This window comes from Ruegeria sp. AO1 (assembly GCF_056535985.1).
Genome location: NZ_JBQFJC010000002.1, coordinates 771,936 through 788,050, shown reverse-complemented (window position 1 = coordinate 788,050; position 16,115 = coordinate 771,936). Strand labels below are relative to the sequence as shown.

Genomic DNA, 16,115 nt, shown 5'->3' with positions numbered 1-16,115 from the left:
TATACGCAATATATTGTTTTTGCTTTATTTATTATTTTCATTTTTTTGAACTTGCGAACAAGCTAGACTCTTTTCACTACAATTCAGATGACAAACGCACCAAAAATGAACGAACCAAAGACAGTTGCAAGACGCGGGCGCCCGCGCCTGAAAGCGAATGAAGAAAAGCCCGCAGGTTCTCCGGTCGGGGCTCTGGATCGTGGGATTCGTGTCCTGATTGCCGTCGCAGATGCCCGGGGCGCGACGCTTGTCGACATTGCAAGAACGACAGGTATTCCAACGGCAACGGCGCACCGGCTTCTGACCACGCTCCATCAGCGAGGCATGGTGGTTAACGATGCCGAACATGGTAAGTGGCGCGTCGGACCGCAGGCCTATCGGATCGGCAACACGTTCGAGGAAACCTCGAATCTGCTGGAGGTCGCACCAGCCGCGATGCGCAAGCTGTCCAAGGAAACCGGAGAGACCGTGAACCTTGCCATCGAGGAAGGTGGGCAGCTGCTTTACCTGATCCAGGTCGAATCCGAAAATCCGATCCGCGCCTCGATCAAGAACGGAACCGCAGCTTACTTTCACACATCCGGTGTCGGCAAAGCCATCATGGCGCATATGGACGAGGCAGCGCTGGAAAAGCTATTGGCCCCTCTGACACTGGTCCAGCAGACTCCCAACTCGATTACGGACAAACAACGGCTCAAAGACGAGCTGCAGATATCCCGGCAAAGAGGATGGGCAATCGACGATGAAGAGCGTTTTCCAGGCCTGCGCTGTATCGCAGCGCCTGTCTTCGACTCGTTGGAGAATGTCGTCGCTGGCGTTTCAGTATCTGGGCCCATCACCAGATTCCCCGACAACAAGCTTGAAACCTTGGCTGCGTCAGTTGTTGAGACTGCGGCAAGCATCTCTGAAAAACTCCGGAGTTCCCCACCTCAGAGTTAATTTCTTTACTTTTTCAACTGTATTGAGCTTCGGGGGTCAGGTCCTGAGGTCACCTCAGACCGAGCCTTTTCTCATTCTGTGTGACAGCACCTCAGCCCGCAGGTGATGCAGTCGGGGCAGATCTTCCCGCGCGAGATTCCGGGTGCAATCGGGATCGTTTTCGACATCAAACAGCATCGGCTCGATATCCGTTGCGAAATGCGCAAGCCGATATCCGTCTTTCTCAAACGCAAGGGCGCGGAAATGATCGGGCGGGCATTGCCATGCGGTTTCAAAGCGCCCCTTGCCGTTCTCTGATCCAAGCTCAAGCTCGACCATGGCCTCGTGCCCGTAGGGTCGGTCGGGCGCCAAGAGGTTACAGCCCTGCATCTCGGAGGGCGGTGCAGCTCCAAGCGCCGACAGAACCGTCGGGGCCACGTCAATCGACTGGGTCAATGCGTCGATATCTTCAGGCTCAAGATCCGGATGCCCGATCATCAGGGGCACGTGGGACGCAGCGCGGAACGGGGTCTGTTTTCCCCAAAGACCAAGATCGCCCAGCATCTCTCCGTGATCAGCAGTCAACACGATCAGCGTGTCGTCCAACTGACCCACATTTCGCAACCATTCAAAAATCCGACCGATGTGATGATCAACTTCAGCAGCAAGCCCAAGGTAGGTGGATCGGCAAAGCGCGATCTGCTCCGGCGTCATGGCATCTTGCTGTCCGTCAAAACCCCAGAACATATCCGTACCGCTTGGGCGGGAATGATAGGCTTCGAAAAAAGGATGCTCAAAAGTGGCCTCAACCGGGGGCGAGATGTCCTGAGGGTTGATCAAATCGTTATACGGCGCGGGGGCAACGAACGGAGGATGCGGCCGGATATAGGTGACCATGGCAGACCACGGCTGTGATTTGCGAACGTCAAGATGCGCCAAAACCCGGTCGGTCAGGTACGCGGTATCACTGTCCTGCGCGTCATAGAGCGCTGGCCCTCCGAGCATGTTGTTCTGAGGTCTGTAAAGCGCGGTCAGGTCGCCCGCATCCGGCACGTCATAACCACGCGATCTGAGATGGGCGAGCCACTCCCACGCTTCCTCACGCATCTCGGTGACCTCGGTGATCCCCGGGATCGGCCCTGTGTAGGACAGATGCGCCGGGTCATTCGGGTGCAAGCCTCTGGGATCAGGCTGCGTATCCGTATAGCCGAACAACAACAGCTCTCGCCCAATGGTGCGCAGCGCCGTTGCAAGGTTGGGGAGATCGCGTCGCAGCGGAACGCCATTCTGAACCGATCCGTGGTTCATGGCGTATTGGCCCGTCAGCAAACTTGCACGGGCCGGACCGCAAGGCACCACAACCGTATGATGGTTGCGGAAATGCACCGATCGTGCGGCCAGAGCGCGAATGTTGGGCAGCGGCACATGCTGGCCCAAAGCGCTCGTCAGAAGGTCCGCGCGGAACTGATCGATGACAATGAACAGAAAATTGCGCGGAGCCTTCTTCAGCATGGGTTCAGGCCTCTGCGCCGTCCAGTTCACGGATCAGCGCAGGCAGATCGGCAACCGTGTCGATCACATAGTCCGCTCCGGCGTCCTTCAGAATCTTGGTCGCGTGCTGGCGCAGCGCGTCAACCTCCTCCGCCGACAGCGCAGCCAGTTCTTCCGGTGTTTTGCCCACTGCGTTGCCGGACAAAGACACACCTACGGTCAGGCAGCCAGCGGCGACGCCCTCTTTGATGCCCGGTTCGGTGTCATCGACCTTGATGATCGCCGCAGGCGGATAGGCCACCAGATCAACCATGCATTTATACATCCCCAGCGGGCCGGGTCGGCCTTCGGGCAGGTCGTCGGAACAGACCAGATTGTCTGGCTCATAGCCCTGAGCAGCGGCAACCGGCAGGACGTTCTCCATGATCGAGCGGGTGTAGCCCGTGGTCGATCCGATCTTGAGGCCCATGGACCGCAGATCATCAATCGCAGCTTTGCCACCCGGAACCAGATCCGCATAGTCGGCGGCGACTTTTTCGTTCATCGGCACAAAGATCTCATAGACCTTGTCGACATCCTGATCGGTTGGCGCGTTGCCGTATTTTGCCTCCCACTGGTCGGCGATTTCAGGCATATCCATCATGGAGCGGATGTGATCCCATTTGGGCGCGCCCATCGGTGCGCGGGCCTGCTCGATCGTGGCTTCGATATCGAACTTGGCGAAGGCCTTCACAAACACACCCATCGGCGCGAATGATCCAAAATCGACCATTGTCCCCGCCCAATCAAACACGGCGGCTTTGAATTTGCTCATTGTCTTTCCTTTCGTCAGGCAGGTTCAACCTGTTTCTGTTTGAGTGTTTCGTCCGAGGGGCTGGCACTGTCGACCCCCATGTCACGCAGCACCTCGGCTGCGGTGTCAACGACCGCTTGCATCACATGCGCATCGACCTGTCCGATATGACCAATCCGGAAGCTTTCGGCTGCGGTCAGTTTGCCAGGATACAGGATAAATCCGCGCGCTTTCATGCGGTTATAGAAATCCGGAAACGCAAAACGTGGATGATCTGGGCAGAAGAAAGTGGTGATGATCGGCGACAGCCACTCATCATCCAGTAATGTGACAAAGCCCAGCGCGCGCATCCCTTTGACCAGCGTCTTGCGGTTTTCAAGATACCGCGCGCCCCGTGCGGCGACGCCGCCCTCGGCCTCATGCGCGCGCAGCGCTTCGATGAAGGACGCGACCACATGCGTCGGCGGGGTAAAGCGCCACTGGCCTGTCTTCTCCATCGCGGTCCATTGGGCGTGAACATCCAGGCTGAGCGAATGGCTATTGCCTTCCGCCGCCTTGATCGCATCTGTTTCGGCGATCACGAACCCAAAGCCCGGCACGCCTTCGATGCATTTATTGGCCGAGCTGACCATGGCCTGAAACGGGATCACATGCGGTTCGAGCGGGACAGCACCGAAGGCCGACATGGCATCGACCAGAAGCTTGCGGCCAGCGGCCTGCGTGGCGTCCGAGATCTCTTGCAGCGGGTTGAGGATGCCCGAACTGGTTTCGCAATGGATGGCCAGCACGTGCGTGATCGCGGGGTCGGCCTGCAGCGCCTCTGCCAGCTGATCCCCGCGCGGGGGCAGATAGTCCCCCATATCGATCACGGCGTAGTCACGGCCAAGATACCCCAGCGTCTGCACCGCCCGTTTGCCATAGGCGCCGTTGCACAGCACCAGAACCTTGCCGTCTTTGGATACAAAGCTGCCCAGCATCGCCTCAACCACGTAAGAGCCGCTGCCCTGCAAAGGCACACAGTCATAGCGGTCTTTGTCCTGCCCCAGAATATCCAGCAGGCGGCTCCGCAATTCGGCCGTCATCGCGCGGAAATCGGCGTCCCAGCTGCCCCAGTCGCGCAGCATCGCCTCTTTCACTGGCAGCGACGTGGTCAATGGGCCCGGAGTCAACAGATACGGTTCACCGAAATGCGGCGATGGCAGTTTTTGGTTCTGATCAATCATGTCATTCATCTTCTATATGAAGGGTGCCATAACATAGTTTCGAGCTATGGCTTGGCTACAGTTTTCCAGTGACCCCCGCAAGGGCATTTCGACCGGCTAAGCGGGTTCCAGTGTCTTGGTCCTTTCCGCGGTCACGTGCTGATCCAGATGACAGGCCACGAAATGCCCCTCATCCACTTCCACCAGTTGGATCGGCTCATCCGAAGGCTGATCCGGGATGCGCAGCGACACCCCGTCCGGGCCATTCGAGGCAACGGGATGGATCATGTCGCCCTCAAAACGGATCGGTTTGAATTCGGCGTCAGGATCAGGATGCGGCACAGCGGACAGCAACGCCTTGGTGTAAGGGTGCTGCGGGTTGAAAAAGATCTTGTCGGTCGGGCCATATTCCATGAACCGCCCCCGATACATCACCGCCACCCGGTGTGAGATCTGTGCGACCACCGCCAGGTCATGCGCGATGAACAGGAAGCTGACACCCAGTTCGGCTTGCACGTCCTTCAACAGCGCGACGACCTCGGCCTGAATCGACACATCCAGCGCCGAGACGCATTCGTCACAGACAACAAATTTGGGCTTGGACACCAACGCGCGCGCAATGCAGATACGTTGCCGCTGACCACCGGAGAACGCATGCGGGAAACGACGCAGATGCTCGAGGTCGATCTTGCAGCGCGCCGCGATCTCGCGCACCCGTTCGTCGATCTGATCCCGGTCTGTCATCAGGCCCGAGGCCACAAGCGGTTCCGCGATGATATCCCGCACCGTCATGCGCGGGTTCAGTGAGGAATACGGGTCCTGAAAAACAAGGCTCATTTCCGGGCGGAAACTGCGCAGCAGGTTGCCACCAAGATTGTGCAACTGAACCGGGCCTTCATGGAACGCCATGTTGATCTTGCTGCGAACCGCGCGAAGCTCGGCCTCGGAGGCGTGGGCAAGGTCGATATCGCCCTTTTTCTTGCGGTGAAAGATCACCTCGCCTTCGCTGGGATCAATGGCGCGTAGCATCGCGCGGCCAACGGTGGTTTTGCCCGACCCACTTTCGCCGACAAGACCCACGGTTTCGCCCTTGAGGATGTCGAAAGTGATGTCACTCACCGCGCGGACCGTTTCAACCTCGGTTCGGAACAGTTTCTTCTTTCGCACCTCGAACGCGACGCCCAGATTGTGGACGTCAATCAGCTTTCTCGCTTTCTTCAACGGTGTCGGCGGGACGACCTTGTCCAACCTCGGAACCGCGTCCAGCAAGCGCTGAGTATAGGCCTGTTGCGGGTTGTTGATGACCTCGCGCACGGTGCCGCGCTCAACAATCTCACCCTTATACATAACGGCGATGTCATCCGCGACTTGGGCCACCACACCCAGATCGTGGGTGACGAAAATCATGCTCATGCCCAGCTCAGCCTGCAGATCACGCATCAGTTGCAGAACCTGAGCCTGAATGGTCACGTCCAGCGCGGTCGTCGGCTCATCCGCGATCAGCAGCTGCGGACCGGCTGAGAGTGCCAGAGCAATCATGGCCCGCTGGCGCATGCCACCCGACATCTCATGCGGGAATTGATCCACGCGGGCAGAGGGGTTGGTGATACCCACCTTGTCCAGCATCTCAATCGCAAGCTCGCGGGCCTGCCGTTTGTTCAGCCCGCGATGCAGCTGGATCGCTTCAATGATCTGGTTGCCGATGGTGTAGATCGGCGAAAAGCTGGCCATCGGCTCCTGAAAGATCATCCCGATCTCACCGCCGCGGATCACGCCCATGCGTGGGTCATGGGGGCGCACCTTGGTCAGGTCGACGGATTTGCCGTCCTTCATGACGTAGTTGATCTCGGACCGCTGATCGATGCTGGCAATGCCGGGCAGCAGCTGCATCACCGCCTTGGTCGACACGGATTTGCCCGAGCCGCTTTCGCCCACGATGCCCAGCGTCTTACCCTTCTCAAGCGAGAACGAGACATCGCGAACCGGCTGGATCAGCCCTTCATCGGTGCGGAAAGACAGGGTCAGGTTTTTGACGTCGAGGATGTTTGCCATCACTTCGCCTCCGCATAAGGGTCAGCCGCGTCGCGCAGCCCGTCGCCGATCACGGTGAAGGCGAGAACGGCCACCACGACGAATACGGCGGGAATGAACAGCCATGGGGTTTGCTCGATCGCGCGGACCGATTGCGCCTGTTGCAACAGAACACCCCACGAGACCGACGGCGGGCGCAGGCCCAGGCCAACGAAGGACAGCGCGGTTTCCGACAGGATCATGTAGGGGAACGAGATCACCAGATCGACGATGATAAAGCTGGTGAAGCTTGGCAGCATGTGCTGACCGATGATGCGCTTGGGGCGTGCGCCGGCCAGTCGGGCCGCGACCACGTAATCTTCGTTTCGGATCGACAGAAGTTGAGACCGGATGCGCCGCGCCAGTGTCGGCCATCCAAAGAGGCCAAGGATCAGTGTCATCGCGAAATAGACCTGTGTGGTCGACCACTCCTTGGGCATGGCGGCGGCCAGTCCCATGTAAAGCGGGATGATGGGCACCACCCGGATCACCTCGGTCACGCGCTGGATGACGTTATCGATGAGGCCGCTGAAATACCCGGCAATCCCGCCGATGATCAGCGCCAGCACAAATGAGATCAGCACTCCGATCACACCAATCGAAAGAGACGTCCGCGTGGCATAGATGGTGCGCGAGAACACATCCCGCCCCAGATCATCCGTGCCCCAGAAATGGATCTTGGCGTCCGGGTTCTGCAAGCCGATCAGGTGGCGGTCGGTTGGGATAAAGCCCAGAACCTTGACCGGTTCGCCTTTGACGAACAGCCCCAGATAGTTGCGCACGTCGGGATCGGGCACCGAGACGGCCCGCAGGGTCACCGGATCACGCTCGGTCTTGGTGCCGTTGATAAAGGGCACGACAGAGCATCCGTTGTCATCGCAAAAGCGCGGGATTTGCGGCGGTCCTTCGATATAAGAGGTATCCCGCGTGACCGGGCCATAGGGCGCGACGATCTCGGCAAACAAACCGGCCAGCGCCATCAGCCCCAGCACGATCGAGGCGTACATCGCGGCGCGGTGCTTTTTGAAACGCCACCAGATCAGAGTCCATTGCGAAGCCGAATAGTATTTCAGCAGTTGCTGACGTTCTTTTTCCACAGCCCGACGCTGGGCCGGGGTCATTTCGGGATCTGTCATATCGGTCATGTCACGCCCCCAGCTTGATGCGCGGGTCGAGCCACGCCAACAGCAGATCGGAAAGGAAATTCATGAACACGATGGCAAAGGTCAGCATCAGCAGGATCGCACCCGCCACGTTCATGTCGAGGTCGAGATACGCTTTCAGCAGCAGCTCGCCCAGTTCGGTCAGGCCTAGAACCACGGCCACGATCGGCAGCTCGGAAAAGATACGGTTCACGTCAAACCCGATGGTCGAAACGACCGGGTTGATCGCCAGCCGGGCCGGGTATTTGATCAGCAACTTCCGCTCGGGCACACCGCGCGCGCGGGCTGCGGTGACGGATAGCTTGTTCAGCTCATCCGACATGGTCGCGCGCACGGTCTGGATTTGGTAGGCCACTGCCGACCAGGCCAGAACCACTGCAGGCAACCACAGGTGTTTGAGCATGTCCCAGACCTTGGCAACGCTCCACGGGGCGTCCTGATACTGGGCCGAGAACAAGCCACCGATATCCGCGCCGAACCAGCGGTTGGCGAAATACAGCATGACCAGCGCCAGCAGAAAGTTCGGCAGCGCGAGGCCAAGATACGAGAAAATCGTCAGACCATAGTCAATGGCCGAACCGCGCCGCACGGCCGCATAAATCCCAACGGGGATTGAGATCAGATAGGTCAGGATCAGCGTCGCGAACAGGATGCCTGCGGTCAGCCAGACCTTGTCACCGATCACCTTGGTGACCGAGGTTTCAAAGGCAAATGCCTGCCCGAAATCCCAGCGCAGAACGATACCGCCGATCCAGTCGAAATACCGAAGCAACATGGGCTTGTCCAAACCCAGCTCCTGACGGATGGCCTGCACATCGGCCTCGGTTACGTTGACCCCGGTGCCCGAGTATTTCCGAAACGCGTAGCGGTCGGCGTAATCTCCGGGCGGGATTTCCATGATCAGGAATACCATCATCGACACCAGAAGCATCGTGATGGCCATCCCTACTAGTCGTTCGGCGGTGAATCTGAGCATGCGTGTGTCCCGAAATTGCAGCTTGGACTGCAAACTCCGGGGCGTCTGCTGCAAACGCCCCGGAGGAAAATGTCAAACCCGTATGGGGGTTACTGTTCCAGCCACCACTGCGAGGGGCGGTAGGGGTAGGTCCAGTAGAAGTCGTAGGTTTTCGACTTGATGGGTTTGACGTTCTGCAGGTCGTTGCGCCACAGGAAGGGGGCAACGATGTCACCGACGGTGCCGATCTTCAGCATGTTGTCAGTGTGGATCTTGACGATTTCCGCACCGATTTCGTTGCTGCTGTCCGAGCCGAACTCAGCCTGGATGAACCGCTCGCTCAGCTCCCACAGCTTCTGGATATCGGCAGGAGGTTCGACACCTTCGGCCCCATCGGTCTGTTTCCAAGTGGCCCATTTGGCACCGGTGCCCGGGTTGAAGAAGTCACCAAAAGGCGGCACGAAAACGGTGGTATCCTGCGAGATGGTCGGGCCGGCATTGCCGTCATATTTCCAGGTCGTCAGGTCCAGATCGTTGTTGTTGCCCGAGGCGCGGTATTCATCCGAGGTGACCTCTTTCAGGTCAACGCGCACGCCCACGGCGGTCCAGTAGTCCCGCACCAGCTCCATCATTTTCACCGGCACACCTTGCGAGGAATAGACCAGGCGAATGACCAGAGGCTTGCCGTCCGGACGCTCCAACGTGCCGTCGCCGTCACTGTCGCTCAGGCCCATTTCGGCCAGAAGGGCCTTGGCGCCTTCGACGTCATAGGCGATGTCCTTGGTCAGCACGTCATCCGAGATAAACGACACGGTCTTTGGCTCGGCCGGAACACCCTGCATCGGAGTGCCCTGACCCAGATAGACGATCTCGTTGATTTCGTCGCGGTTCATCGCCAGCGACATGGCACGGTTGAAACGCACATCGTTGAAGATTTCGCGCAGCACCTCGTCGTTATGGGTGCGGTTGAACGAGAAGAACACGTTTTCACCCAGGGTCGGCGCGAACTGGATCGTGTAGCCGCCTTTGCCTTCATTCTCTTTCAGCAGCGGGAAGTCTTCCAGAAAGATCGCCTGCTGTTTCCAGACAACCTCTCCGTTCATGACCTTGAGGTTCTGAACTTCCTTGTCGCTGACATAGCTCTCAACGATTTCGTTGATATAGGGCAGCTGGTTACCCGCGGTGTCGACCTGGTGGAAATAGGGGTTCGCCACCAGTTTGCGGCCTTCCGAGGTCTCTTCGACAACGATGTGGCTTTCCAGCGTCGGCACAACCGCACGGCCAATCGCAGCGGCTTTGTCGGCGTCTTTCAGCAGCGGCGAGGGAACGTCTTTCCAATCCGAGCCGCCGTAGTAGAAATCAACCGCTTCGGCGCCGTTGGCGAAACCGTATTCCTGCGCCAGCGCATCGGCGTTTTCGTTGTATTTGGGCATGAACTGGCCCAGGAAATGCTTGGGCTGGAACGGCTGGCCATAGTCGACGGCAAAACGGTTCAGAATGCCCGGCGTCGGCACCGGGAAGGTCATGCGGACGGTCACGTCGTCAACCGCCTCAACATTGATCGGCTCGCCTGCAAACAGCCAGCGATCCGGGGTTTTTTCCAGAATGTCGGTGTTCAACAGAAGGTCGTTGTACCAAAAGGCAACATCTTCGGCGGTGAAGGGTTCGCCGTCCGACCATTTGTGGCCTTCACGCAGCGTGATCGTCAGAACGGTTTTGTCTTCGTTCCAGTCCCAAGCCTTGGCGACGTTGGGCACAACCGTCTGCAAGTCATCCGCATAGCGCACGAAATTCACGTGGCGTACGGATAGAAGGTCCGACGTGCCCGACTCGGTCGCTTTCGAAATGCCAGTAATTGCGCCGCCATACTGGCCGATGCTCTCATAGGGCATCACGACCAGAGGCTCGGCCGGCAGGCGGTCTGCGACAGCGGCCAGGGCGGCGTTGCCAAGGATTTTGCCGTTAAGGTCGGCAATCGCCGGGTTTTCCGAGAATCCCAGGGTGCAGGATGCGGTTGATTGCAGCTCAGCCAGTTCCAATTGCTGCGGGAACGCGGGCTCTAGCCCCATTGGATCAGCGACGGTGGGGACCGGGCAATTTGCCAGCGCGGGAACCGCAATCATCGTCGCGGCAGTGGACATCAGAATATGACGGATCGTCATGACAACCTCCAGGTTTGTTCGACGACCCGGTTAAGGGACTATTGTAACAGTTTAATAATGAGTGAGGGTTTATAGCTTTAAACTATGCCATTCCTATTCGTTTGTACTCGCCAAAGTTTCTTGAGTAATTTCATAGAATTGCCGGACGGTGGCCGACGCAGCCATGGCGGGCATCGAAACTAGAAACTGATGAGCGCTTAGTTTTTGATCGTTAATCGGGATGAATTTCAGATCCTTGTCGGCGGCCACCAACTCCGATTCGAAGCCTACCCCCTCGCCTACGCCAGCCCGGACCAGAGAGGTGATCGACCCCCAGGAGCCGAGGCCCAGAATGGTATCCGGCGCGATACCAGCTTCTGAGGCTGCGCGTTCAAAAATCTGACGCGTACCGGCATTCGGCTCACGCTGTATCAGTCTCAGTTTCCCGACATCGGCCCAACTGAGGCTTTCGACGTCCCGCAAAGCGCCTTCGCTTTGGGCCACAATGCCGATCCGGAACGAGGCAACTTGTTGGCAATGCATCGTCTCCAGCGGTTCGCGCGCGGTGACAAAGGCGACATCCAGATCACCCGTGCGCAGCAAGGGCATCAGGTCGAGGCTGGCCATGGCACGCGCATTCAGGGTGACACCCGGATGGGTCTGGATAAATCGGGCAATTGGAGGCATAGCGATCTGATAGGTTGAATAGCCCACCCAAAAACTGCCCGACTTCAGGTCTTTCCGCGCGCCAATCGCTAGATCGACCTCGGACTTCAACGCCAGCAAAGCCTTGATCTGCGGACGCAGTGTTTCGAACATTTCGGTGGTTTCAATACCCTTGTTGCCCCGCCTCAAAAAGCGACACTCGGTTTGCCGCTCCAAGGCGACGATCAGATTGGAAACCGTGGGTTGAGAGACGCCCAACTCTTCTGCCGCAGCTGTGAAACTGCCGGTGCGGGCAACCGCCTCAAGCGCTTTGAGCTGGCGGATGCTCGGTTCTACGTTGCTGGGCATGGTTGGCTTCCTTCGCTCCCGCTGTCGTGCAGGTGATCCGGAACAGAAACAAAGTTCAATGCTCGGATACCCTTTCCTAGCTTTATCCGTTTTCAATTCCCGCGCGTCCAGTGCACATGGGAGCGGGTTAAGTCAGGACTTACCGGTCTAAATTGCCTAATTCTTAATCGTTCTTGCCTGTCTGCTGATTTTTTAAACACTAAATCTGCATGTTCTTCTGATTTGAGATGTAGCCGCGCAATCTCGGATGCTAGTCAGAAGCCATGTCCCGACGCCTGCCACTTCTGGTTTTCTCCGATCTCGATGGTACTCTGCTGAACCATCACGACTATAGCTGGGACGCCGCGCAACCCGCACTAAACCGGCTTCGGGACATTGGCGCGGGGCTCGTGCTAGCCAGCAGTAAAACCGCTGCTGAGATTATTGGCTTGCGCCAAGACATCGGCTTTTCGAACATGCCGTCGATAGTTGAAAATGGTGCTGGCATTCTGGCAACGGGCCACCCAGAAACCGGCGGGCCATCCGAATATCTGAACATTCTGAATATCCTGCAACACCTCCCACCCGGCTTTCGCGGCTTCGCAGATATGAGCGTGCAGGAGGTGAGCGACAGGACCGGCCTTGATCTCGTCGAGGCAGAGAAAGCCCAGGATCGGCATTTCAGCGAACCGGGCGTGTGGGATGGCGCGCCAGAGGATCTAGGTACGTTTATCTCCGAAGCCGGGCGGTACGGTCTAAAGGCCAGGCAAGGCGGTCGATTTCTCACCTTGTCGTTTGGAAAGACCAAAGCAGATGCCATGTCCGACGTGATCCGCCTGTTCAAACCGGAAAGAACCATCGCGCTTGGCGATGCACCGAACGATCTGGAAATGATCCTTGCCGCCGACACTGGTGTCGTTGTCGCAAACCGGCATGGTGCATCCATTCCGGCCCAGGCGCTCGAAGACGAGCAGCGGATATTCAGAACCACACGCGAAGGCCCCGAAGGCTGGGCCGAGGCCATTCTGACCCTCACCGCAGCTGATCACAAAGACAGTTAACCAAGACAGGCAGCCCAAATGGCAGACTTCCATCAAAACGGAAACATCACCACGCTTCACAACCTGCGAAGCCGCCCGGCCGAGCATCTGGTGCACGAAATCTCGGTCTTTGCCGAAACGCGCAAGGTGACACTGATCCTGCCCTGTCTCTACTCTGAACTGGAAGGCCCTGCCCTTGCAGGGATTATCGACGAGCTGTCCAAGGTCAATTACCTGCATCGCATCATCATCGGGCTCGATCAGGCCGACGCAGAACAATACCAAAGCGCCAGAGCGTTTTTTGACCGTTTGCCTCAGAAACATGTTGTGATCTGGAACAGCAGCCCTCGGATGTTGCAGCTGGAAGAACGGCTACGCGACCTCGGCCTTGCACCACAGGAACCCGGCAAGGGCAAAAACGTCTGGTCCTGCATCGGCTATCTGCTGGCCTGCGCCGACAGCTCGGTCATGGCGATCCATGACTGCGATATCGTGACCTACAAACGGGATATGCTGGATCGGCTGGTTTACCCCGTGGTCAACCCAACCTTCCCGTTCCAGATGGCCAAAGGCTTTTATCCGCGCATCGGCGACGGCAACCTGAACGGCCGCGTCACTCGGCTTTTGGTCAGCCCTTTGCTGATCGCATTAAAAAAGGTGATCGGCGATCGGGACTACATCGATTACCTGCGCAGTTTCCGCTACCCGCTTTCAGGCGAGTTTGCCATTCGCACACCGACCCTGCCCGATCTACGCATCCCGTCGGACTGGGGGCTGGAAATCGGCGTTCTATCCGAAGCCTGGAGGAACCTCGCGCCCAAATCCGTCTGCCAGGTCGAGATTGCCGACAATTACGATCATAAGCATCAAAAGCTGTCGCCTGAGGATGCCAACACCGGGCTAAGCCGAATGTCTACCGACATCTGTAAGGCCATTTTCCGCAAACTGGCCGCAGATGGTACCGTATTCACCACAAACACATTCCGGACCCTCAAGGCGACCTATTATCGCTCGGCTCTGGATTTGCTCGAGGGGTACTATACCGACGCAAAGATGAACGGCTTGGCGCTTGATCGCCACACCGAGGAAAAGTCGATCGAGCTCTTTGCCGAAAACATCATCCGCGCCGGGCGGGTCTTTTTGGAGAACCCCCATGAGACGCCGTTTATCCCGACATGGAACCGGGTCCATGCCGCAGATGCCGAGTTCCTGCACCACCTGAGCGAAGCGGTCGCGCTGGATCTGGATGAGTTCACACCGCAGGGGCGTTCGTGATCCAGCGACACTGGTAAGGCGCCAGTGAGAATTCGGACATATTGGCACCAAAGACCTCGCCGGTCAGGGCGTCCATCCATGTTTCTTCGGCAATCAGGTTCACTTCTGTCGGATTGATCTGCACGTGATCCGAAGACACGTTGTGAAGGGCGAAAATGGATTGGCTTCGATCCAGACTCTGCCGCCAGATGCCGAAAACCCTTTCGTCGAGCCGTAGGGTAAACTGCGTCGCATTCGGGTGGAACGCCGACTGCTGCGCGCGAATGCGCAACCGGCGCGACATTTCCGACAACACTCGGGATTGATCCGATCCGGGGTCGGCGAGCTTTGACAACAGGTCCGGATAGTGCCAGCGATGCCGGTTGATCGCCCTGTTCATCCCGCGACGTTCCACCGCCTCATGGTCGTTTGGGGTGGCCAACAGAGAGTGAATGTAGAACGCGGGAATGCCCTCAAGGGACATGACGATGGTTTGCGAGCAGATGAAACGCGCCAGGTGAAACTGGTCTTCGCCGTCAAAGGTCGCGCGCATGGCCTCGAAGAAGGCGCAGTTCAGTTCATAGGGTTCTTCGCGACCATCCGGTAAAGCGCGCATGGAAACCAGCCCGCCCAGGTTTCGCACGGTGTCGATCATCCGCGCCTTTTCTTCGGGTGGCAGCAGGCCTTCTGCGGGCCGCATCCCGATACCATCATGGCTGGCGGTGAAATTCAGATAGGCACACCCCAATTGCGCCGGAGGCATGGCCGCCTGCCAGTCACGCAAGTACCGGGCCGTGCCGGACTGCATGGCGTGCAGAATCAACGGAGGCAGGGGAAAGTTGTAAACCGCATGTGCCTCGTTCCGATTGCCGAAATAGCTTAGGTTTTCGGTACGCGGAACATTGGTTTCGGTCAGCAGGACGACGGTCTCTGTCGTGAAATCGCAAAGCAGCCGAAGCAGTTGCACGATCGCATGCGTCTGAGGAAGATGGATCGAGGTCGTGCCCACCTCTTTCCAGATAAAGGCCACGGCATCCAGCCGCAGGATGCGCACGCCCTTGTCGATATGCAGTCGGATGATCCGAAGCATTTCGATCAGCACCTCAGGATTGCGGAAATCCAGATCAATCTGATCGTGGCTGAAGGTACACCAGACGTGACGGTCGCCACGGCTGGTTTCAACCTGACGCAAAAGCGGCGTGGTTCTGGGCCGTACCACCGGCTGCAGATCATCTTCGGGCGTGGCCTCGAAGAAGAACCTGTCATGCGGCGGCTTTCCCTGCAGGTAGTTGTTGAACCATAGCCCCTGACTGGACACGTGGTTGAGCACAAGATCCGACATCAGGTGGAAATCATCCGCGATACGCGTGATGTCCGGCCAATCCCCCAATTGCGCACTGACGCTGTAGTAATCCGAAACAGCAAATCCATCATCGGACGTGAAGGGAAAGAATGGCAGGATATGCACGCCGTTCACGACCCCTTGCAGATGACGCACAAGAAAATCGTGCAACAGGTCCAGCGGTTTATGAACCTGGTCCTCGATGGAATTGCCGTAAGTGATCAGAACACTGTCCCGCTCTGACCACAGACCATTGCCGGGCTTTCGCCCCTGCTTTCTCTGGTGGTGGCCGGGCGGCCAGAACGCCTGCACAATCTGCTCGGACAATTCTGAATGGTCATGGTCCGGGTAGATACGGATCAGAAGATCCGTCAGTCGCCGGGAGAAATTCTGGCTCATGGTCGTTGTGCTTGTCTCGGCTTCGTCAAATTTCAATTGTTCGCCAGAGCATTAGATCTGTCAAACAAGTCCAATTGCAAGGACGCGCCTTCCCGAGGTTTATCGATCCATCTGCCAGTAAATTGGTCGATGTCAAAGAAAATTGCGCGCCCACGATGTGGCCGTCGCACAAAGCATCCTTCGGATATCGATTATTTTTGACGGAATCATGGATGGGTTTTCAACGCGATGACCTCGAAAGCCATACTACGATTGGCCAAGACACTTTGGCCTTTCAAAAGTTTGCAACAGCTTTGGGACCGATGCTTTATCTAGCCCGAAACCTCACGGACATTGCCCTCAGCAGTCGGCTTT

At 57.8% G+C, this 16,115-nt stretch carries 12 protein-coding genes; 3 read left to right on the top strand and 9 right to left on the bottom strand.

Going from position 1 to position 16,115, the window contains the following annotated elements; all coding sequences use genetic code 11:
- Positions 1-105 precede the first annotated feature (105 nt).
- A complete protein-coding gene (locus tag ACR3FB_RS21635; protein WP_425084625.1) occupies positions 106-939 on the top strand; it encodes an IclR family transcriptional regulator in 834 nt (277 codons plus the stop codon).
- Positions 940-993: 54 nt separating this feature from the next.
- On the opposite strand, the gene ACR3FB_RS21630 is transcribed toward ACR3FB_RS21635, so the two are convergent.
- From ACR3FB_RS21630 to ACR3FB_RS21595, 8 genes are all read right to left on the bottom strand, one after another.
- The gene (locus ACR3FB_RS21630) at positions 994-2,430 is read right to left on the bottom strand and encodes a sulfatase-like hydrolase/transferase (RefSeq protein ID WP_480565324.1); all 1,437 of its coding nucleotides are present in this window, start codon (positions 2,428-2,430) and stop codon (positions 994-996) included.
- A 4-nt stretch (positions 2,431-2,434) separates the two neighbouring features.
- On the bottom strand, positions 2,435-3,223 hold the full coding sequence (gene phnX / locus ACR3FB_RS21625; protein WP_480565321.1) for a phosphonoacetaldehyde hydrolase: 789 nt from the start codon (positions 3,221-3,223) through the stop codon (positions 2,435-2,437).
- 14 nt (positions 3,224-3,237) lie between these two features.
- On the bottom strand, positions 3,238-4,425 hold the full coding sequence (locus ACR3FB_RS21620; protein ID WP_480565318.1) for a 2-aminoethylphosphonate--pyruvate transaminase: 1,188 nt from the start codon (positions 4,423-4,425) through the stop codon (positions 3,238-3,240).
- A 96-nt stretch (positions 4,426-4,521) separates the two neighbouring features.
- Entirely contained in the window at positions 4,522-6,456 is a 1,935-nt protein-coding gene (locus ACR3FB_RS21615) for an ABC transporter ATP-binding protein (RefSeq protein ID WP_480565315.1), read from the bottom strand.
- Positions 6,456-7,619: an ABC transporter permease gene (locus ACR3FB_RS21610; protein WP_480565312.1), complete on the bottom strand. Its 1,164-nt coding sequence runs from the start codon at positions 7,617-7,619 to the stop codon at positions 6,456-6,458. Before ACR3FB_RS21610 ends, ACR3FB_RS21615 begins: the two co-directional genes overlap by 1 nt.
- A gap of 1 nt (position 7,620) precedes the next feature.
- Positions 7,621-8,613: an ABC transporter permease gene (locus tag ACR3FB_RS21605; protein ID WP_480555242.1), complete on the bottom strand. Its 993-nt coding sequence runs from the start codon at positions 8,611-8,613 to the stop codon at positions 7,621-7,623.
- Between the two features lie 89 nt (positions 8,614-8,702).
- Positions 8,703-10,754: an ABC transporter substrate-binding protein gene (locus ACR3FB_RS21600; protein ID WP_480565309.1), complete on the bottom strand. Its 2,052-nt coding sequence runs from the start codon at positions 10,752-10,754 to the stop codon at positions 8,703-8,705.
- A 93-nt stretch (positions 10,755-10,847) separates the two neighbouring features.
- Positions 10,848-11,747, bottom strand: coding sequence for a LysR substrate-binding domain-containing protein (locus tag ACR3FB_RS21595; protein WP_475220112.1), 900 nt, complete (start codon positions 11,745-11,747; stop codon positions 10,848-10,850).
- Positions 11,748-12,010: 263 nt separating this feature from the next.
- On the opposite strand from ACR3FB_RS21595, the gene ACR3FB_RS21590 reads away from it, so the two are divergent.
- Both ACR3FB_RS21590 and ACR3FB_RS21585 read left to right on the top strand, forming a co-directional pair.
- Positions 12,011-12,787, top strand: coding sequence for an HAD-IIB family hydrolase (locus ACR3FB_RS21590; protein ID WP_425084634.1), 777 nt, complete (start codon positions 12,011-12,013; stop codon positions 12,785-12,787).
- Between the two features lie 18 nt (positions 12,788-12,805).
- Positions 12,806-14,041: a glycosyltransferase family protein gene (locus ACR3FB_RS21585; protein WP_425084635.1), complete on the top strand. Its 1,236-nt coding sequence runs from the start codon at positions 12,806-12,808 to the stop codon at positions 14,039-14,041.
- Here the strand turns inward: ACR3FB_RS21585 and ACR3FB_RS21580 are convergent.
- A complete protein-coding gene (locus tag ACR3FB_RS21580; protein ID WP_425084636.1) occupies positions 14,019-15,761 on the bottom strand; it encodes a sugar phosphorylase in 1,743 nt (580 codons plus the stop codon). The genes ACR3FB_RS21585 and ACR3FB_RS21580 overlap by 23 nt on opposite strands.
- Positions 15,762-16,115 lie beyond the last annotated feature (354 nt).

Excerpts from the sequence above, each read along its gene's own strand:
- ACR3FB_RS21635 (WP_425084625.1), top strand. The coding sequence starts at position 106 with ATGAACGAACCAAAGACAGTTGCAAGACGCGGGCGCCCGCGCCTGAAA.
- ACR3FB_RS21630 (WP_480565324.1), bottom strand. The coding sequence starts at position 2,430 with ATGCTGAAGAAGGCTCCGCGCAATTTTCTGTTCATTGTCATCGATCAG.
- phnX (WP_480565321.1), bottom strand. The coding sequence starts at position 3,223 with ATGAGCAAATTCAAAGCCGCCGTGTTTGATTGGGCGGGGACAATGGTC.
- ACR3FB_RS21620 (WP_480565318.1), bottom strand. The coding sequence starts at position 4,425 with ATGATTGATCAGAACCAAAAACTGCCATCGCCGCATTTCGGTGAACCG.
- ACR3FB_RS21615 (WP_480565315.1), bottom strand. The coding sequence starts at position 6,456 with ATGGCAAACATCCTCGACGTCAAAAACCTGACCCTGTCTTTCCGCACC.
- ACR3FB_RS21610 (WP_480565312.1), bottom strand. The coding sequence starts at position 7,619 with ATGACCGATATGACAGATCCCGAAATGACCCCGGCCCAGCGTCGGGCT.
- ACR3FB_RS21605 (WP_480555242.1), bottom strand. The coding sequence starts at position 8,613 with ATGCTCAGATTCACCGCCGAACGACTAGTAGGGATGGCCATCACGATG.
- ACR3FB_RS21600 (WP_480565309.1), bottom strand. The coding sequence starts at position 10,754 with ATGACGATCCGTCATATTCTGATGTCCACTGCCGCGACGATGATTGCG.
- ACR3FB_RS21595 (WP_475220112.1), bottom strand. The coding sequence starts at position 11,747 with ATGCCCAGCAACGTAGAACCGAGCATCCGCCAGCTCAAAGCGCTTGAG.
- ACR3FB_RS21590 (WP_425084634.1), top strand. The coding sequence starts at position 12,011 with ATGTCCCGACGCCTGCCACTTCTGGTTTTCTCCGATCTCGATGGTACT.
- ACR3FB_RS21585 (WP_425084635.1), top strand. The coding sequence starts at position 12,806 with ATGGCAGACTTCCATCAAAACGGAAACATCACCACGCTTCACAACCTG.
- ACR3FB_RS21580 (WP_425084636.1), bottom strand. The coding sequence starts at position 15,761 with ATGAGCCAGAATTTCTCCCGGCGACTGACGGATCTTCTGATCCGTATC.